This window comes from Parvibaculum sp. (assembly GCF_002684405.1).
Taxonomy (GTDB): Bacteria; Pseudomonadota; Alphaproteobacteria; order Parvibaculales; family Parvibaculaceae; genus Parvibaculum.
The window spans coordinates 31,387-50,110 of the sequence record NZ_NYVD01000086.1 but is presented as its reverse complement, the minus strand read 5'-3'; the positions used below and the strand labels follow the sequence as shown (position 1 = coordinate 50,110).

Below are 18,724 nucleotides of genomic sequence, written 5' to 3'. Positions count from 1 at the left end.
GGCCCGCCAGGGCGCGCCGCGCGCCCGCCGCCAGAAGGAAAAGATCAGCACGATGACGGCAGTGACGCCCAAAGCGGCAAGCAGCACGGGAGGCAGTGCAGGTTCGAAAACGATATCCCAGTTCATGATGCCACCCCCTATTGCCCAAGCCGCTCGAGAAGAGCGGGGATATGCACCTGATCGGATTTGTAGTTGCCGGTCAGTGCATACATGACGAGGTTGATGCCGACACGTTCGGCCATTTCGCGCTGGCGTTCGCCGCCGGGGACGACCGGGTAGCGCGCACGCCCGTTATTATCCACCGCCCAGGCGGCGGCATAGTCGTTGGAGCCGATGATGATGGGCGAGACGCCGTCATTGGTGCGGGCGGTCAGGCTGGTCGTATCCGTCGAGCCGCTATCGCTTGCCGCGACCCATAGCTGCCCGCCGGCCCAGCGGCCGGGAAAATCCTTCAGCAAATAGAAGCTGCGCGTCAGCACATGATTGGCGGGAACCGGTTCCAGTGCGGGAAGGTCGAGCCCCGCCAGAAGGCGTTGCAGCGTCCGGGCGCCGGGGCCGTTGCCGCCCGCGCCCGACAGCGCTTCCTGCTGGTCGCGCGTATCGAACAGGATCATGCCGCCGTTTTTCATATAGGCGTCGATCTTGCCGAGCGTTTCGGGGGAGAGGGGCGGCTGGTTCGCCGTCATCGGCCAGTAGAGCAGGGGGAAGAAGGCGAGTTCGTCCTTTGCGACATCGACGCCCATCGGATCGTCGGGCTCGAAGGCGGTGCGCTGTCGCAAGGCGTTGGAAAGGCCGTTCAGCCCCTCGCGGCTCACCTCGTCCACCTGCGTGTCGCCGGTGATGACATAGGCAAGACGTGTCTCGGTGGATGCGGCGATGTCGAAATTGTCGTTATCCGCGGCGAAGGCTTTCGGCGCGGCGGCCAATACGAGGCCGAGAAGCAGCAGCGGCAGAAGGTTGCGTCCGAGCCGCCCGCGGCGGATCTCTCCGGTCTCGAACAGACCGGTGACCCAGAGCGCGGCGATGCCGTCCGCGATCAGCAGCAGCAGCGCCAGTCCCAGCAGCGGCGGGCGCAGGCCGATTTCGGCGCCGGCGGCAAAACCGCGCCGCTCCGACAGGCCGGGAAGGTCGGTGGCGGGCGTCAGCTTCAGCGCGTCGCTCGCAAGGTTGCGTGCGCGCGGCGCATCCTGCGGGCCGTAAAGGCCGGGCGGGTGGCGTGGGTTGTTGTCCGTCCGGCCAAGCTCTCGCGCGGGGATGGCGGTCACCGTCGGCGAGGGAGTGCCGAGGCGGCCGAACCCGTTCAGCGTGGCGACGGGGCTCAGCGTTTCATCGCCGCTCTTGCCGGATGCGGGTTCGGCGACGTTCTGGGCTTTGGCGACGAGACGGCGGAGCATGTCGACGAAGAGGCCGGAGATCGGCAGGTTCGACCAGTCGGTATTCGCGGTCACATGAAAGAGCACGATGCGGCCCTTGCCGCGTTTCGCCGCGGTGACGAGCGGCGTCCCGTCGGTGAGGCGCGCCCATGTCTTGTCGCCGAGGTCGAGCGTCGGTTCGGCCAGCTCCTGGCGCGAGACGTTTACATCCTTCGGCACGGTGAGGCCCGCAAAGGGGCTGTTTTCGTCAAAGGGAGCGAGATGCTGCGGCTCCGTCCAGGAGAGCGCGCCGCCAAGTGCGCGTCCGCCATGGCGCAGCGGCACGGGGATCAGGCTGTCGCTTTGCGCGGCAAGATGCGGGCCTGCGAAGCGTACCAGCGTGCCGCCTTTTTCCACCCAGTCCGCGACGCGCTTTTCATCCGCCTTCGTCAGCGTGCCGACATCGGCAAGCATGAGTGCGGATAGCGGGCGGGACAGAAGCTCCGCGACGCTTGAGCTGCCGCTTCCGGTACCCGCTTCGCGCAGCTCCGCATAGGGCGCAAGCGCCTTGCGAATGTAATAGAGGTCGGAAAGCAGCGCCTGTGCCTTGTTTGTGCCGGAGCCTGAAACGAGACCGACCGCGCGGCGGCGCCAGCGCTCGTCGAGCAGCGTGACGGCGCCGGCCGAGTTCTCGTTCACGATCTGCAGACGGTCGATCCGGTTGCGCAGTTCAAGAGGAAGCTGGAGGCGCGCATTGGTTTCCAGCGCGCCGTCCTCGAATGCGAAGGAAGCTGTCGCAAGCACATTGCCCTTGGTTCCGATGGCCTGCACCGTGCCTTCGCCCGGATCGGCGGGGCTGGCGCGGCGGATCTTCGACACAAGCGCGTCGCCGTCCGATTCAGGCGGCAGCAGCGCCAATGCGCGCTGGGCGGGTTCGATCAGCGTCACGCCGTCCTTGCCCGCAATCCGTGCGAGCGCTTCGGAGAAGTCGGCCGCCTTGCCATAGTCGAGCCCGTCGCCGATCCAGACGATATGCGGCGCGGCCTTTTTGAGCGCAGGCGCTTTTTCGAGTCTTTCGGCCAGCGCCATGCGATCGGGGGCGAAGGGGCGCGGCTCCATGGCGCGGGCGCGAGAGGCGGCATCGTCGGGTGAGGAGAAGTCGATGTCGCCGGGGGTGAGGCGCGGCGCGGTGCCGACCGTCAGCACCGGGCGGTCTTCGCGCCGCGCAGCGGCGATGAGGCTATCCCGCGCGTTCTGCCGGTCGTTCCAGTCTGCGGCCGAGGCCCATCCATCGTCGATCACGATCAGCAGGGGACCGCCGCCGGACACTTTCGGGGCCGGATTCCAGAGCGGCTCGGCCAGCGCGATAATGACGATGGCGGCGAGCAGCATGCGCAGGATCAGCAGCCAGAGCGGCGTATGGGCGGGCGTTTCCTCTTCATTGGAAAGGCCCTGCAGCAGGCGGATGGCGGGAAAGCGGATGCGCTTGGGCGAGGGCGGTGCAATGCGCAGCAGCCACCAGATCGCAGGCAGCGCGATGAGGCCGGTCAGCACCCAGGGGGCGGCGAAAGCGAGGGGTCCGAGCGTGAGCATTGCCGGTCAGCCTCCCGCGCGGGGCGGCTGCACCGCGTCCAGCGCGCCGGACAGCGCACCGTAGAGCGCCAGCAATGCATGATGCGGCGGCCGGTCGGTCCGGTGCGTTGCAAAGGTGAAGTTCAGGCGCTGCACGGCCTCTTCGATGTGGCTGCGATGCGTGGCGAGACGCTTGTGATAGGCGCTGCGCAGGCTTTCCGCGCGGCCCACCATCAGGCGGGTTTCTTCCTCGATGCCTTCGAATTCGGTACGTCCGGAAAACGGCAGGTCTTCCTCGGCCGGATCGAGTACCTGGATCAGATGGCCCTTGATGCCTTCCGAGGCATAGCTGCGGATGCGCGCGGCGATCTCCTCGGCGGGGGAGAGAAAATCGCCGATCAGCACGATCTGTGCATAGCGCGGCAAATGTTGCGGCGGCGGCAGGCTTTCGAGCGCGGTGTCTTCGCGGCGGTCCAGCATGGCATGGGCCATGCGGTGAAAGGCGGTGCGGCCCGTGGAGGGCTGCGCACCGCTGCCCAGCGGCGCGATGTTCTCGCCGCCCTGCACGAGAAGCGAGGAGAGGGCGAGCGCCAGCACGGTCGCGCGGTCGCGTTTGCGGCAGGGAGCGAAATCGGAGGCATAGTCCATGGAGGCCGAGCCGTCGCGCCATATCCAGACGCTTTCGGCGGCTTCCCATTCCTTTTCGCGCACATAGAGATGGCGCGTGCGGGCGGAGTGGCGCCAGTCCACCGAGGCGGCGGTGTCGCCCTCGCGGAAGCGGCGATATTGCCAGAAGGTTTCGCCGGTGCCTGCGCGGCGGCGGCCATGCAGCCCCTGCGCAACGGTGCGCGCGACATGCTCGGCCTCCGCCACCAGAGGCGGCAGCGCTTCGGCAAGCGTTTCGGCCTGTTCGCGCAGGCCGGTCGCGGGCGCGTGGGGCGCATTGTCACTCGGCGGCCGCATGATGCGCGCTCCGGTCAGACGATGGTCCGGCAGAGCCTGTCGATGACGCCGCTGACAGTCACGCCCTCCGCCCGTGCCGAGAAATTGAGTGCCATGCGATGGCGCAGGACGGGGGCGGCCAGCGCCACCACATCCTCGACGGATGGCGAGAAGCGGCCGTCGATCAGCGCGCGGGCACGCACGGCCAGCATCAGCGCCTGGCTGGCGCGCGGGCCGGGGCCCCAGGCCACATGGCGTTCCACCTCTTCCGATGCGCCTTCCTCAGGCCGTGTGGCGCGCACCAGTTCCAGAATGGCGGCGACCACTTTTTCGCCGACCGGCACGCGGCGCACCAGCGCCTGCGCTTCCATCAGGTCTTTCACCGTCATGGATTGCGAAACATCGACCGTCTTTTCGCCCGTGGTCGAAAGCAGCATGCGCCGCTCGGCTTCGTAATCGGGATAATTCACGTCGATCTGCATCAGGAAGCGGTCGAGCTGGGCTTCCGGCAGCGGGTAGGTGCCTTCCTGCTCCAGCGGGTTCTGCGTCGCGAGCACATGGAAGGGGGTGGGCAGTTCGTAGCGCACGCCGGCCACCGTCACGTTCTTTTCCTGCATGGCCTGCAAGAGGGCGGACTGGGTGCGCGGGCTTGCGCGGTTGATTTCGTCGGCCATCAGGAGCTGGCAGAAGACCGGCCCCTTGATGAAGCGGAAGCTGCGCCCGCCGGAATCGGATTCTTCCAGCACTTCCGAGCCCACAATGTCGGCGGGCATCAGGTCGGGAGTGAACTGGATGCGCTTGTCCTCAAGGCCCAGCACCTTGCCCATGGTGTGGACGAGCAGCGTCTTGGCGAGGCCCGGCACGCCGACAAGCAACGCATGGCCGCCTGCGAGCACGGTTACGAGGGTCTGGTCGATGACCGTTTCCTGCCCGTAAATGACCTCGCCGATGGCCTCGCGCGCGGCGGCGATTTTCGCGCCCGCGGCTTCGATTTCCTCGACGGCGGTGCCGTCGGCTTCACTGACTGTCTGCATTGACCTACATATTGGGTGGTACGGTGCCTTTCGGGCGCCGCACGGGCCTCGTTTCGCTCACGGCTGAGCGCCGCATCATAAGCGCTTGGTATCTTGACGATAATATGGCCCGGCGTCTGCGCGAAAGGCAGGAATCCGCTCACCCGACGAAAGAAGGGACAAAATGACCGCAAAGCCACAAACGGCACAAGATGGCGCCCAGGATGATCCCTCGGAAGATATGGGGAAAAAGAGCGAATCCGGCGGCTCGATGGGTCTGAAGGGTCTCGCAGAAGCCGAAGCGGCGGGCAAGAAGGCGAAAGGCCTGCCGCCCGTGCACAAGTGGAATCCGCCTTTTTGCGGCGATATCGACATGCGGATCGCCCGCGACGGGAGCTGGTGGTATCTCGGCACGCCCATCGGGCGCGAAAAACTCGTGCGGCTTTTCTCAACCGTTCTGCGTCACGACGAGGACGGCAAATATTATCTCGTCACGCCGGTGGAGAAGATCGGCATCACGGTGGAGGATGCGCCCTTCGTCGCGGTCGCCATGCAGGTGGAGGGCGAGGGCAAGGATCAGGTTCTGACCTTCCGGACCAATGTCGGCGACGAGACAGTGGCGGGCCCCGAGCATCCCATGCGATTCGAGATCGACAAGGAAACCGGCGAGCCTGCGCCCTACGTGCATGTGCGCGCGCGGCTCGATGCGCTCATCAATCGCGCCGTCTTCTACGATCTGGTGGAGCTTGGCGCGGAAGAGGAAGTCGATGGGCGCCAATGGTTCGGCATCTGGTCGTCGGGCGAGTTCTTTCCCTTCATGCCGGCCGATGAAGTGGGCGCACGAAAGCAGGGCGGATGAAGAACTACCGTGAGCTGATTCTCGATCATATCGATCGCGAGCCCCCGTCGATGGAGGTGATGCTGGGCGAGGTGCCGGTCAATGGCGACCATGCGCTGAACCCCGATCCGGACGACTGGCTGGAGCCGGAAGACCGTAAGACATTGCGCGCCGCCGCCGTGCTGGTGCCCATCGTTGAGCATGCGCATGGCGCCCATATGCTGCTGACGCGGCGCGCGGACCATCTGGGCCAGCATTCGGGCCAGGTCGCCTTTCCCGGTGGCAAGATGGAGCCCGGCGAGACGCCGGTCGAGGCCGCGCTGCGCGAGGCGGAGGAGGAAGTCGGGCTCGACCGCTCCTTCGTGGAGGTGGCGGGCTATCTCGATCTTTACGAGACCGGCACGGGCTTTCGCATTCTCCCGGTGGTGGGGTTCGTGCGGCCCGGTTTCGAGCTGACGGTGAATCCGGGCGAGGTGGCGGATGTCTTCGAGGTGCCGCTCTCCTTTCTGATGAACCCGGAGAATCACGAGCGCCACAGCGCCGTGTGGAAGGGCAAGCGGCGGCATTATTACGCCATGCCCTATGGCGGCCAGTATATCTGGGGCGCCACGGCGGGCATGCTTCGCAACATGTATCTCAGGCTTTTCGAGCATCAGCAGGCGAGCGCCTGAGGGTCATATGACCCGGCCTTGAAGAAAATGACGCCCGCGTCATTTATGCTCTGGCCCCGCGCCGCGCGGAATGGCAGTCTGGCCGAAAACACGTGACGAGAACGATAATGCGTATGGAGGTCGCCCCCGATGAGTGCCGATAAGAAGCTCGCCAACCAGATCTGGCTGAAAGCGGCCGAAACCCGCGCCGTGATGGAGGCGCTGGAAGCCGAGGGCGGCACGGCGCGTTTCGTGGGCGGCTGCGTGCGCAATTCGCTGCTGGGCGAGCCGGTGACCGATGTGGATATCGCCACCACCGAGACGCCCGACAGGGCGCAGGCGCTGCTGGAGGCGAAGGGCATCAAGGTCATTCCCACCGGGATCGAGCATGGCACGGTGACGGCGGTGGCCGAGGGGCGTCATTTCGAGATCACCACGCTGCGCGTCGATGTGGCCACGCATGGCCGCCATGCCGATGTGGAATTCACCGAGGACTGGGTGGAGGACGCCAAGCGCCGCGACTTCACCATGAACGCGCTATATGCCGACAAGGACGGCACGCTGCACGATCCGCTGGGCGGGCAGGACGATCTGCAGGCCCGGCTGGTGCGCTTCATCGGCGATCCGCGCGAGCGCATCCGCGAAGACTATCTGCGCATCCTGCGTTTCTTCCGATTTCATGCCTGGTACGGCAAGGGCGAGCCGGACGCAGCCTCGCTCAAGGCCTGCGCCGACGAGAAGGAAGGCATGAAGCAGCTTTCCGGCGAGCGCATTCGCGTCGAGCTTTTCAAGACACTGACCGCCGACGAGGCGCCCGCCGCCTTCCGCCAGATGGCCGCCTCGGGCGTGCTGACGGAGGTGCTGCCCGAAGCCTCGAAGCTCGATCGCTTTGAAAATCTCGTGCGGATCGAGCGCGACCAGCTTTTCACCGCCGACCCCTCGCCGGTGCTGCGTCTGGGTGCGATGCTCGATCTCGACAAGGCGGGCGTCGATGCGCTGGCCGACCGGCTGAAATTCTCCAACAAGGATCGTGAGCGCCTGACGGCCATGCTCACCGATACGACCAAGATCGTCTGCTACCTCTCCATGCGCGAGGTGCGTCGCGCGCTCTACAATATGGGGCTGGAGCTCTTCAAGAATCGCGTCATGCTGGGCTGGGCGAGCGAGAAGCCCGACCACAATGCCTTCCAGTGGCGGGCGATGCTGGCCATGGCCGATAGCTGGGAAAAGCCGCAGCTGCCGCTCGACGGCGCGATGATGAAGGCCGCCGGCGTGCCGGAAGGCCCCGAAATGGGCCGCGTCTATCGCGAGGTCGAGGAATGGTGGGTCGACAGCGACTTCACCGATGACGAGTTTTCCATCATCGAGCGGCTGAAGGCCGTGGTGCAGGCGACGATTTACTAATGTTCTCAAAGCCTTCGTACCGAATGTCCCTGCGACATTTGGGCGAATAGGCGGGAGGCTGAGCGCGCTTTAGCTTGGCCTCATGAGACTCGACCTGATTGAAAAATACGACCTCCGGGTTCCGCGCTACACCTCCTATCCGACCGCGCCGCATTTCGGCCCGTCGGTGGACGGGGGCACCTATGCGCGCTGGCTTTCCGAGCTGGAGCCGACCGCGCCGCTGTCGCTCTATCTCCATATCGCCTATTGCGCGGAGATGTGCTGGTTCTGCGGCTGCCACACCAAGGCGACGCATAAATATGCGCCGGTGGCGGATTATCTGGATGCGGTGCAGGCCGAGGCGAAGCTCATCGCAGGCAAGCTCCCGGCACGGATGAAGGTCGATCACGTGCATTTTGGCGGCGGCAGTCCGACGCTGCTGAAGGCCGACGATTTCGCGCAGACGCTGGCGCAGCTTCGCGAGTTCTACAACGTCACGCTGGATGCCGACATCGCGGTCGAGATGGACCCGCGCACGGCGACTGAGGATTACGTCCGCGCCATGGCCAAGGCGGGCGTGACGCGCGCCTCCATCGGCGTGCAGGATTTCGACGAGCGCGTACAGAAGGCGATCAACCGCATTCAGCCTTACGATGTGACGGCGCGGGTGAGCGGCTGGCTGCGCGATGCCGGTATTTCCGCGATCAATATGGATCTCGTTTACGGGCTTCCCTATCAGACGGTGGAAAGCGTGACCGAGATGGCGCGGCTTGCCGCCGGGCTCGCGCCTGCGCGCATTGCGCTCTTCGGCTATGCGCATGTGCCGTGGATGAAGCCGCATCAGAAGCTCATCCCCGAAGAGGCGCTGCCGGATATGGCCGAGCGCTGGGCGCAATATGAAGCCACCGCCGATGCGCTGCTGGAGGCGGGATATGTCCGCGTCGGGCTCGATCATTTCGCCCATCCCGACGACCCGATGGCGGAAGCGGCGAAGGCCGGGGCGCTGCATCGCAATTTTCAGGGCTACACGACCGACGAAGCGCCGGTCCTCATCGCGCTGGGCGCGAGTGGCATCGGCTCGCTGCCGCAGGGCTATGTGGCGAACGAGATTGCCATCGAGCGCTACAAGGAAACGGTCCGGGCAGGGGAGTTGCCCATCACGCGCGGCATCGCCGTCAATGGCGACGACAAGCTGCGGCGTGAGATCATCGAAAAGCTGATGTGCGACATGAATGTCGACCTCGCCGCAATCGCGGGTCTGCACGGGCTCGACCCGGATGCGTTCGATCCCGAACTTGCCGCGCTGGAGCCGCTGGAAGCCGACGGTATCGTGCTGCGCGACGGTTCGCGCCTCGTCATCACCGAGGAAGGCCGCCCCCTCATGCGCGCCGTCTGCGCCGTCTTCGACCGCTATCTCGAAGCGGGCGGGGCGCGGCACTCCAAGGCGGTTTGATTTTCATTCAATGATATGAAGCGTCATGGCCCGGCTCGTCCGGGCCATCCACGTCTTCCTTGTGGCGCACTAAAGACGTGGATGCCCCGCATGAAGCGGGGCATGACGAAAAGAATTGTCATCCCGGGCTTGTCCCGGGATCCAGAGCGTCGCCCTCGGCGTGTGAAAACCCTGGGCCCCGGCATGAAGCCGGGGCGACAGCAGAGGATGTCTTACGGCCATTTCACCTCGGGCGGCATGGAGGACAGGATCGAGGTCACGTTGCCGCCGGTCTTGAGGCCAAACACCGTGCCACGGTCGTAGAGCAGGTTGAACTCCACATAGCGCCCCCGCCGGATGAGCTGCTCTTCGCGCTCGTCTTCCGTCCACGGCTCGTTCATGTGGCGGCGGACGCGGTCCGGATAGATTTCAAGGAAAGCCCGGCCAACATCCTGCGTGAAGGCAAAGTCCTTCGCCCAGTCGCCTGTGTTGTGGTGGTCGTAGAAGATGCCGCCCGTGCCGCGCGGTTCGTTGCGATGGGGCAGGAAGAAATACTCGTCGCACCATTTCTTGAAGCGCGGATAGTAGCTTTCATCGTGCTTGTCGCAGGCGCGCTTGTAGGCGGCGTGGAAATCCACCGTGTCCGGATGGTCGTCGCGGCGCTGTACGTCCAGCACCGGCGTCAGGTCGCCGCCGCCGCCGAACCAGCTCTTCGTCGTATAGACATGCCGCGTGTTCATATGGACGGCGGGCACGCGCGGGTTCTGCATATGGGCGATGAGGGAGATGCCGGAGGCCCAGAAGCGCGGATCGTCTTCCGCGCCCTGCATCTGTTTGCGGAACTCTTCGGAGAACTCGCCATGGACGGTCGAGATATGGACGCCGACCTTCTCGAAGACGCGGCCATGCATGACGGACATCTCGCCGCCGCCTTCGTCTTTGCTGCCGTCGCCGCGCGTCCAGGGCGTGCGCTCGAAGCGGCCGGCGGGGCGGTCGGCATATGTGCCGGTCAGCTCGTCCTCGATCTTCTCGAATTCCGCGCAGATGAGGTCGCGAAGCTCGCGGAACCAGCCGGCGGCTTTGGTCTTTCGCTCTTCTATCGTCGCCGCATCCGTTTCAGCCATTCTCCGGTTCCTCCTTTGGGCCGTCCGCTTGCGGAAAGCCGTTTGTCTGTCTCAGCGCCTCGCCCAGCACCATGGCGCCTGACAGCGCCATATTGAGCGAGCGGGCTCCCGGCGCCATGGGGATCAGGAGGCGCGCATCCGCCGCCTCATGCACCCCCTGCGGCACGCCCGCGCTCTCCCGGCCCAGAAGCAATATGTCCTGGGCTGCGAATCTGAAGGCGGTATAGGGCATATCGGCCCCGGTCGTCAGCAGGATGAGGCGGCTTTCCACGGGGCGGGCCGCCTGAAACGCCGCCCAGTCCGCATGGCGGGTGACGGAGGCAAGCGCGGTGTAATCCAGCCCCGAGCGTTTCAGCGCCTTGTCCGACCAGACGAAGCCGCAGGGCTCGATCACGTCCAGACCGATGCCGAGACAGGCGGCGGTGCGGATGAGGGTGCCGGTATTCTGCGGAATGTCGGGTTCGAAAAGGGCAAGTCGCATGGCGTGTCGGGTGTCCGTATGAGCCCGTTTCGGGGCAGGGGGAAGTAAAGTTAATGCATTCGGCAGGCTGGATTGGAGCCTACTTGCGAGGGGTTCGCAAAACTGGCGCGAAACCCGCACAAAACCGGGGCCTGCGTCATCCTGCCACAGGGCGGGCGGGACTGGACAAGGGGCCGATTGAATGCCACAAACCCTTCCGCATGGGGGGGCACGCGCGGATTCGTCGCGCCTGCAATCCATGTCATGGGGTTTGCGCCGCGCCACCCAGTTCTATCGTGATCGGGACCCCCGGTTTCGGGTTTCGGTCGGAAGGGCCATCCGCCGGGATGGCTGGGGGCTTGTGGCCTATTTCAACGAGGAGACTGAACCGTGGCAGATACCCACGTGGAAGAGCCGACACGGCGCGATTTCCTGTATGTAGCCACCGGATCGTTCGCAGCCGTCGGCGCAGCTTTCGCTGTGTGGCCGCTGATCGACCAGATGAATCCGGACGCCTCCGTACTGGCGCTCGCTTCGATCGAAGTCGACATCAGCAACGTACCGGTCGGGCAGCAGATCACCGCCAAATGGCGCGGCAAGCCGGTCTTCATCCGTCATCGCACGGAAGAGGAGATCAAGGCGGCCGAAAATGTCGATATTTCGACGTTGCGCGATCCGCAGACCGACGACGAGCGCCTCAGGAAGGACCCGGAAGGGAAGCTGGAGCGCCAGTGGCTCGTCGTGATCGGCATCTGCACCCATCTGGGTTGCGTGCCGCTTTCCTATGCGGGCGAATATGATGGCTGGTTCTGTCCCTGCCATGGCTCGGTCTACGACACCTCCGGCCGTATTCGCAAAGGCCCGGCACCGCTTAATCTCGAAGTGCCGCCCTACAAGTTTGAAACCGACACGAAACTCAAGATCGGCTGAGGGGGGCACACAATATGAGTGGCGAAAGCACCTACACGCCGGGTAACGGTTTTACGCGCTGGCTCGACGACCGTCTTCCGGTCCTGCGCCTCGTCAACGACAGCTTCGTTGATTACCCGACGCCCAAGAATCTGAACTACTGGTGGACCTTCGGTGCCATTCTGAGCCTTTGTCTCGGCATCCAGATCATCACCGGCATCGTCCTTGCCATGCACTACACGCCGAATGTGGACCTGGCTTTCGCCAGCGTCGAACACATCATGCGTGACGTGAATTACGGCTGGCTGCTGCGCTATATCCACGCCAACGGCGCCTCGATGTTCTTCATCGCGGTCTATATCCACATGTTCCGCGGTCTCTATTACGGCTCCTACAAGGCGCCGCGCGAAGTGCTGTGGATTCTCGGCGTGCTGATCTACCTGCTGATGATGGCGACCGCCTTCTTCGGCTACGTGCTTCCCTGGGGCCAGATGAGCTTCTGGGGCGCCACGGTGATCACCAACCTGTTCGGTGCGATCCCGCTCATCGGCGATCCGGTCCGCGAATGGCTGTGGGGCGGCTTCTCCGTCGGCAACCCGACGCTGAACCGTTTCTTCTCGCTGCATTACCTGTTCCCGTTCCTGATCGCGGGCGTCACCATTCTCCATGTCTGGGCGCTGCATGTGACGGGGCAGAACAATCCCTCGGGCATCGAGGTCAAGGATCCGTCCAAGGACACGGTGAAGTTCACCCCCTATGCGACCGTCAAGGACGCGTTCGGCATGGCGGTCTTCCTGATCCTTTTCGCCTATTTCGTCTTCTTCAACCCGAACGGGCTGGGCGACGCCGCGAACTATGTCGAGGCCAACCCGCTCCAGACGCCGGCGCATATCGTGCCCGAATGGTACCTGCTGCCGTTCTACGCGATCCTTCGCGCCGTGCCGGACAAGCTGGGTGGCGTGCTTTTGATGTTCGCTGCCATCGGCGTGCTGTTCCTGCTGCCGTGGCTCGACACCTCCAAGGTGCGTTCGGCCCGCTTCCGCCCGCTCTATCGCCAGTTCTTCTGGATCCACGTGGTGGTCTGCATCATCCTGGGCTGGTGCGGTGCGCAGCTTCCGAGCAAGGTTCTGTTCGGCAGCGACACGCAGGTCGGCATCTACGACACGCGTAACGAGGCGATGGACGCCGTGACGGCCGCTGCCAAGGAGCAGGACCTCAGCCCCGAGGACGACTTCAAGGTCGAAGAGCATGTCGTGGACAACAAGCTTGAGTTCGTCGGCTCGCGTATCGACTTCGCGTTCGACGTGACGGACCTGGCTCGTATCCTGACGATCTACTACTTCCTGCACTTCCTGGTGCTGTTCCCGCTTCTGGGTCTTGTGGAACGTCCGCAGCCCTTGCCGGCCAGCATCTCGGAATCGGTACTCGGCAAAAAAGCCGCGACGGCCGAGGCGTAAGAGAGGGAATGGAAAAAATGATGAAAACCATGATCCAGTCCGTTCTTGGCCGCCGCGCGATGGGCGTCGTCATGGCCGGTGCCGTCGTTGCAACCGGCTTTGCCTTCGGCATCCAGCCCGCCAGCGCTGCGTCCGAAGCCCATGAGCCTGAAGCGATCGACTGGTCCTTCAACGGTCCTTTCGGCACCTACGACCGAAGCCAGCTTCGCCGCGGCTTCAAGGTGTTCAAGGAAGTCTGCGCCACCTGCCATTCGGCTCACATGCTCAAATTCCGCGATCTCGCGGCCAAGGGCGGGCCTGAATTCACCAAGGCGCAGGCAAAGGTCATCGCGGCCGAGTACACGATCGAGGAACTGAACGGGTCTGGCGACATGGAAGAGCGTCCGCGCCTTCCCAAGGATCCGTTCCCGTCGCCTTACGACAATCCCGAGCAGGCCGCGGCCGCGCTCGGCGTGGCCCCGCCGGACCTCTCGGTCATGGCCAAGGCCCGCGAAGGCGGTCCCGATTACATTCATGCGCTGCTGACCGGCTATCAGGATCCGCCGGCGGGCCGCGAGATGGCGCCGGGCTCGCACTACAACCCGTATTTCCCGGGTGGGGCGATCGCAATGCCGCCGCCGCTTTTCGCCGATCAGGTGGAATATGAGGACGGTACGCCGACCACGCTGGACCAGGAATCGCAGGACGTTGCGGCCTTCCTGATGTGGGTTGCCGAGCCGAAGCTGGAACAGCGCCACGAGATGGGCTTCCAGGTGATGCTCTATCTCATCGCGCTTGCCGGTATTCTCTACTTCGCCACGCGCAAGGTCTGGTCCGACGTGCACTGAGCCACGGGCCGATCCATACAGATTGAAAAAGGGCTCCCTTGCGGGGGCCCTTTTTTATGGCGTCATGATCTTGGTCTGTTATATCGGAAACCGAAAAACACCGGTCGTCGCACCCTCCGCGCAGCGGCATGTGGCGAATGAGAGAGGCGGGAATTGGCATGGCGAAAACTGTGTTGGGCGTCATCGGCGGCAGTGGCGTCTATGAATTTCCGGGGCTCGAAAACGAGCGCTGGGAGAGAGTGGAAAGCCCCTGGGGCGAGCCCTCCGACGAGCTGCATTTCGGCGAGCTGCCGCTTTCCGGCGGGCGACGCCTGGAGATGGTGTTCCTGCCGCGTCACGGGCGCGGCCATCCGCATTCGCCGACCAGCATCAATTACCGCGCCAATATCGATGCGATGAAGCGCGCCGGCGTTACCGACATCGTCTCGGTGTCCGCCGTGGGCTCGCTCAAGGAAGAGCTGCCGCCCGGCACCTTCGTCATCGTGGATCAGTTCATCGACCGGACTTTCCAGCGCGAGAAGAGCTTTTTCGGCGAAGGCTGCGTGGCGCACGTCTCCATGGCGCAGCCGGTCTGTCCGCGTCTGGGCGATCATCTGGAGGCGGCCTGCAAGGCGAACGACATTCCCGTGTCGCGTGGCGGTTCCTATCTCGTCATGGAGGGCCCGCAATTCTCGACGCTGGCCGAATCGGAACTTTACCGGAGCTGGGGCTGTTCGGTCATCGGCATGACCAACATGCCGGAGGCGAAACTCGCCCGCGAGGCCGAGATCCCTTACGCCACCGTCGCCATGGTGACGGATTACGATTGCTGGCATCCGCATCACGACGATGTGGATGTGTCGGTCGTCATTCAGGTGCTTTCCGGCAATGCCGACAAGTCGCGCGATATGCTGCGCAGCTTTGCGGAAAGCTTCGGACCGGAGCGCGAGCCGTCGCCCATCGACGAGGCGCTTGAGGCTGCCATCATCACCGCGCCGGACAAGATCGATCCGGCGCTTCTGAAAAAGCTCGATGCCGTGGCGGGCCGCGTTCTCGGCTGATCCGCATTATTCCGGTTGTCCGAGGGGGACAGACTTTATGGATATCACGCAGTTCATTCGCACCATCCCGGACTATCCCAAGAAAGGGATCATGTTCCGCGACATCACCACGCTCCTGCGCGACAAGACGGGGTTCCGCGCGGCGGTGGATTCGCTGGTCCAGCTTCACAAGGGCGCTGCCTTCGACGTGGTGGCGGGGATCGAGGCGCGCGGTTTCATCCTGGGCGGCGCCGTGGCGCATCAGCTTGGCCTTGGCTTCGTGCCCGTGCGCAAGAAGGGCAAGCTGCCCTGGGAGACCATCGGCGAGGAATACGAGCTCGAATACGGCACGGACATGGTCGAAATCCACGCCGATGCGGTGAAGGAAGGCGACCGGGTGCTGCTGGTGGACGATCTCATTGCCACGGGCGGCACGGCTGAGGCGGCGATCAAGCTTTTCCGCCGCGCGGGTGCCAGCGTGCCCGGCTCGAGCTTTGTGGTCGAGCTGCCGGCGCTTGGCGGGCGCGAAAAGCTGGAAGCGATGGATATCGAGGTGCTCTCGCTCTGCACATTCGACGGCGAGTGATCCCGTTTCCCTGACACTGCCCGTTTTCCTGGCCTGAAAGGGACGAGAGATGAAGATCGACGGCACGCATTACCGCACCATCTGGGTGAACGAGGATGGCTGGTCGGTGGAGATCATCGACCAGACGAAACTCCCTTTCAGTTTTGAAACCGTGACGCTGAAAACGGTGGACGATGCCGCCCGCGCCATCAAGGACATGCTGGTGCGCGGGGCGCCGCTTATCGGTGCGACGGCGGCCTATGGCGTCTGCCTTGCCATGCGCGACGATGCGTCCGATGCGGGGCTTGAGGAAGCGATTGCGATGCTGGGCGCGACGCGGCCCACGGCGGTCAATCTTCATTGGGCGCTGGATCGCATGCGCGCCGCCGTTCATCCGCATGGGCACAACCTCCGCATGGAGGCGGCCTATAAGGAAGCGGCGGCCATTTGCGACGACGATGTGGAGATCTGCCGCCGCATCGGCGAGAACGGGCTGACGCTGATCGAGGCGGCGGCGCGGGAGAAGGGCGGCAAGGTCAATATCCTTACCCATTGCAATGCGGGCTGGCTTGCCTGTGTCGATTGGGGCACGGCGCTGGCGCCGATCTATATGGCGCATGACAAGGGCCTCGACGTGCATGTCTGGGTGGACGAAACCCGGCCGCGCAATCAGGGCGCGTCGCTGACCGCCTTCGAGCTCGGGCGTCACGGCGTCCCGCATACCATCGTGCCGGACAATGCGGGCGGACATCTCATGCAGCACGGGCTGGTGGATATGTGCATCGTCGGCACGGACCGCACGACGGCAACGGGCGATGTGGCGAACAAGATCGGCACCTATCTCAAGGCGCTCGCCGCGCATGACAATGACGTGCCGTTCTATGTCGCGCTGCCTTACACCACGATCGACTGGACGCTCGACGATGGTGTCAACGGCATTCCGATCGAGGAGCGCTCCGCGCATGAGGTGACGCATCTGACGGGGCGCACCGACACAGGCGAGATCGTGACGATCCAGGTTTCCGCCCCCGACAGCGGCGCGGCGAATTACGGCTTCGACGTCACGCCTGCGCGCTATGTCTCCGGCCTTATCACCGAGCGCGGCGTGACGGAGGCCTCGAAAGAGGGGCTGCTGAAGCTCTATCCGGAACGGAAAAATGGTTGAGCGCGACGAGGACTGGCGGCGCGGATAAATTTCGCCGGTATGGCCCGGCTTGTCCGGGCCATCCGCGCATTTCTCTTTTTTCGCAAAGATGTGGATGCCCCGCATGAAGCGGGGCATGACGTTGCGCAGTACAACTACTTCCCCAGCGCCTTTTTCAGCGCGGCTTCCACTTTCGGGGCGTTCGGCTTGGTCGTGCTGGCGAACCAGTCCACGAGCTTGCCGTCTTTCCCGATGACGTATTTGTAGAAGTTCCAGCGGGGTTTGGAGAGAAAGCCACCTTGCTTCGCCAGCCACTGGAAGAGGGGATGCGCTTCGCCGCCCTTCACATGCACCTTTTCGGTGAGCGGGAAGTCGACACCGAAATTGATCTCGCAGAACTGCGCGATCTCGTCCGATGAGCCCGGTTCCTGATTGGCGAAGTCGTTGGAGGGCACGCCCAGCACGACGAGGCCCTCATCCTTGTGCTTCTGCCAGATCGCTTCCAGCTCCTTGTATTGGGGCGTGAAGCCGCATTTGGAGGCGGTGTTGACGATCAGCAGCGGGCGGCCCGCAAACTCGCTCAGCGGCATGGGCTTGCCGTTCAGGCTCTCGAAGGTGAAGTCGTAGGCGGTCTTGTCGGACTTGTTTCCGGACATGGCTGGGCTCCTTGATGCGATGCGCGTCTATGACTGTTCTTGATAACATAGTGCAATCAATTAGATTGTGCACAATTTAAATATCACAAAGCCGTGAGCGCCGGATGCGGCATTCAGGCGGCGAGATGCGCGCGGAGCTTTTTCAGCTTCTCGCGGAGCGAGATGAGCTCGGGGACGGGCAGTCCTGCCGCAATCGCGGCCTTTTCCGGTACCTTCGCGGCTTTCCGCTTCAGTGCGCGGCCCTCCCGTGTGAGCCGAATGAGGACCTGCCGTTCATCCGCCGAGCTGCGTTCGCGGGTGATGAGGCCCGCCGTCTCCAGCCGCTTCAGCAGCGGCGTCAGCGTGCCGGAATCGAGATAGAGGCGGCCTCCCAGCGTGTTCACCGTCACGTCGTCTTCCTCCCACAGCGCCAGCATGGCGAGATATTGGGGGTAGGTGAGGCCGACCTCGGCCAGCGCCGGCTTGTAGGCCTTGGTCATCAGAAGAGAGGTTGAATAGAGCGCGAAGCAGAGCTGGTTGTCGAGCGCCTGCGGGTCTTCCGGTTTCACCATCTCTCGGTCCGCCTTCCTGAAGCTGTTTTCCTCAATATGGGCAGAAATGGCGATGACGCAATTGAATTGTGGGGGGCAATAAAAAGGGAGGCCGCAGCCTCCCTCCGAATTCCCGTTCTGTCCTATGCCGTCACGCCCCGTCGAAAAGGGCCAGCGTGCGGTCGAGCGCCAGGTCGGCGGCGGTCTTGTCGTAATTGTTGCGGCGGTCGGAATTGAAGCCGTGGTCCGCGTCATAGACATAGACCTTCACTTCCGGGTGTTTCGCCTCGACATCGCGCACGACGTCCATCGGGATCGAGTGATCCTTCTCGCCGAAATGACAGATGGTGGGGCATTTCGGCATTTCGTCGATGAAGTCCTTGATGGCGCCGCCATAATAGCAGGAGGCCGCGTCGAGGCCCTTGGCGCGGCAGGCCGCGAGCCAGCTCACAGAGCCGCCATAGCAATAGCCGGTGATGAAGACCTTCTTGTTTCCCTGCTCGCGCAGCTTGTCGATGCACATCTGCGTGTCGAGCACGGTGTTCTCGTAGGGGTTCTTCGCGCGCAGGTCGAGCGAGGTCTGGATGTCTTCCTGGCTGTAGGTCGCCTTGAAATCTTTCTCCTGCCGGTCGTAGAGCTGCGGCGAGATCACGTCGAAGCCGCGCGCAGCATATTCGTCGCACAGATCCTTGATGTGATCGGTGACGCCGAAGATTTCCATGATGAGGACGAGACCGGCCTTGCTGCCGTTCGGGCGGGTGCCTTCCGCCTTCACGCTGTAGCAAAGGATGTCCGCGCCGTCGCCGCTTTTCAGCGTGATCATTTCACCCTTGTGAGCCATGTCCTCTCCT

Annotated in this window: 18 protein-coding genes; 10 read left to right on the top strand and 8 right to left on the bottom strand. The window is 63.9% G+C overall.

What is annotated here, in order from left to right:
• Window positions 1-137: 137 nt before the first annotated feature.
• Genes CMI59_RS07735 through CMI59_RS07725 form a run of 3 tightly spaced genes read right to left on the bottom strand, consistent with a single transcriptional unit; the run spans window position 138 to window position 4,900 of the window.
• A complete protein-coding gene (locus CMI59_RS07735) occupies window positions 138-2,945 on the bottom strand; it encodes a DUF4159 domain-containing protein (RefSeq protein WP_293326901.1) in 2,808 nt (935 codons plus the stop codon).
• Window positions 2,946-2,951: 6 nt separating this feature from the next.
• A complete protein-coding gene (locus tag CMI59_RS07730; RefSeq protein WP_293326899.1) occupies window positions 2,952-3,887 on the bottom strand; it encodes a DUF58 domain-containing protein in 936 nt (311 codons plus the stop codon).
• A 14-nt stretch (window positions 3,888-3,901) separates the two neighbouring features.
• The gene (locus CMI59_RS07725) at window positions 3,902-4,900 is read right to left on the bottom strand and encodes a MoxR family ATPase (protein ID WP_293326898.1); all 999 of its coding nucleotides are present in this window, start codon (window positions 4,898-4,900) and stop codon (window positions 3,902-3,904) included.
• A 250-nt stretch (window positions 4,901-5,150) separates the two neighbouring features.
• Here CMI59_RS07725 and CMI59_RS07720 point away from each other — a divergent pair, with 250 nt between their 5' ends.
• The 4 genes from CMI59_RS07720 (at window position 5,151) to hemN (ending at window position 9,203) form a co-directional block, all read left to right on the top strand.
• On the top strand, window positions 5,151-5,738 hold the full coding sequence (locus CMI59_RS07720; protein WP_293326906.1) for a DUF1285 domain-containing protein: 588 nt from the start codon (window positions 5,151-5,153) through the stop codon (window positions 5,736-5,738).
• A complete protein-coding gene (locus tag CMI59_RS07715) occupies window positions 5,735-6,388 on the top strand; it encodes a CoA pyrophosphatase (RefSeq protein ID WP_293326896.1) in 654 nt (217 codons plus the stop codon). Before CMI59_RS07720 ends, CMI59_RS07715 begins: the two co-directional genes overlap by 4 nt.
• Window positions 6,389-6,517: 129 nt before the next feature.
• Window positions 6,518-7,771 carry a CCA tRNA nucleotidyltransferase gene (locus tag CMI59_RS07710; protein ID WP_293326894.1) on the top strand — a complete coding sequence of 418 codons (1,254 nt, stop codon included), beginning with the start codon at window positions 6,518-6,520 and terminating at the stop codon, window positions 7,769-7,771.
• Between the two features lie 82 nt (window positions 7,772-7,853).
• Window positions 7,854-9,203, top strand: coding sequence for an oxygen-independent coproporphyrinogen III oxidase (gene hemN, locus CMI59_RS07705; protein WP_293326892.1), 1,350 nt, complete (start codon window positions 7,854-7,856; stop codon window positions 9,201-9,203).
• Window positions 9,204-9,415: 212 nt separating this feature from the next.
• On the opposite strand, the gene hemF is transcribed toward hemN, so the two are convergent.
• Both hemF and CMI59_RS07695 read right to left on the bottom strand, forming a co-directional pair.
• Window positions 9,416-10,306 carry an oxygen-dependent coproporphyrinogen oxidase gene (hemF, locus tag CMI59_RS07700; RefSeq protein ID WP_293326889.1) on the bottom strand — a complete coding sequence of 297 codons (891 nt, stop codon included), beginning with the start codon at window positions 10,304-10,306 and terminating at the stop codon, window positions 9,416-9,418.
• The gene (locus CMI59_RS07695; RefSeq protein ID WP_293326887.1) at window positions 10,299-10,787 is read right to left on the bottom strand and encodes a tRNA (cytidine(34)-2'-O)-methyltransferase; all 489 of its coding nucleotides are present in this window, start codon (window positions 10,785-10,787) and stop codon (window positions 10,299-10,301) included. The genes hemF and CMI59_RS07695 overlap by 8 nt, the downstream gene beginning before the upstream one ends.
• Before the next feature lie 369 nt (window positions 10,788-11,156).
• Here CMI59_RS07695 and petA point away from each other — a divergent pair, with 369 nt between their 5' ends.
• The 6 genes from petA to mtnA all read left to right on the top strand — a co-directional run bounded on the left by petA (window position 11,157) and on the right by mtnA (window position 16,708).
• Window positions 11,157-11,696, top strand: a complete 540-nt coding sequence (gene petA / locus CMI59_RS07690; RefSeq protein ID WP_293326885.1) for a ubiquinol-cytochrome c reductase iron-sulfur subunit — start codon at window positions 11,157-11,159, stop codon at window positions 11,694-11,696.
• A gap of 14 nt (window positions 11,697-11,710) precedes the next feature.
• Window positions 11,711-13,132 (top strand): cytochrome b N-terminal domain-containing protein, encoded by a 1,422-nt coding sequence (locus CMI59_RS07685; protein ID WP_293326883.1) that lies wholly within the window; start codon window positions 11,711-11,713, stop codon window positions 13,130-13,132.
• Between the two features lie 8 nt (window positions 13,133-13,140).
• The gene (locus tag CMI59_RS07680) at window positions 13,141-13,959 is read left to right on the top strand and encodes a cytochrome c1 (protein ID WP_293326881.1); all 819 of its coding nucleotides are present in this window, start codon (window positions 13,141-13,143) and stop codon (window positions 13,957-13,959) included.
• A 158-nt stretch (window positions 13,960-14,117) separates the two neighbouring features.
• Window positions 14,118-14,999 carry an S-methyl-5'-thioadenosine phosphorylase gene (locus CMI59_RS07675; RefSeq protein ID WP_293326879.1) on the top strand — a complete coding sequence of 294 codons (882 nt, stop codon included), beginning with the start codon at window positions 14,118-14,120 and terminating at the stop codon, window positions 14,997-14,999.
• Between the two features lie 37 nt (window positions 15,000-15,036).
• The gene (locus CMI59_RS07670; protein WP_293326877.1) at window positions 15,037-15,564 is read left to right on the top strand and encodes an adenine phosphoribosyltransferase; all 528 of its coding nucleotides are present in this window, start codon (window positions 15,037-15,039) and stop codon (window positions 15,562-15,564) included.
• 49 nt (window positions 15,565-15,613) lie between these two features.
• Complete coding sequence (gene mtnA / locus CMI59_RS07665) at window positions 15,614-16,708, top strand: S-methyl-5-thioribose-1-phosphate isomerase (RefSeq protein ID WP_293326874.1); 1,095 nt, start codon at window positions 15,614-15,616, stop codon at window positions 16,706-16,708.
• A gap of 134 nt (window positions 16,709-16,842) precedes the next feature.
• On the opposite strand, the gene CMI59_RS07660 is transcribed toward mtnA, so the two are convergent.
• The 3 genes from CMI59_RS07660 to CMI59_RS07650 form a co-directional block, all read right to left on the bottom strand.
• On the bottom strand, window positions 16,843-17,343 hold the full coding sequence (locus CMI59_RS07660; RefSeq protein WP_293326872.1) for a glutathione peroxidase: 501 nt from the start codon (window positions 17,341-17,343) through the stop codon (window positions 16,843-16,845).
• Between the two features lie 113 nt (window positions 17,344-17,456).
• Entirely contained in the window at window positions 17,457-17,894 is a 438-nt protein-coding gene (locus CMI59_RS07655) for a MarR family transcriptional regulator (RefSeq protein WP_293326870.1), read from the bottom strand.
• Between the two features lie 130 nt (window positions 17,895-18,024).
• Entirely contained in the window at window positions 18,025-18,714 is a 690-nt protein-coding gene (locus CMI59_RS07650) for a dienelactone hydrolase family protein (protein WP_293326868.1), read from the bottom strand.
• Window positions 18,715-18,724 lie beyond the last annotated feature (10 nt).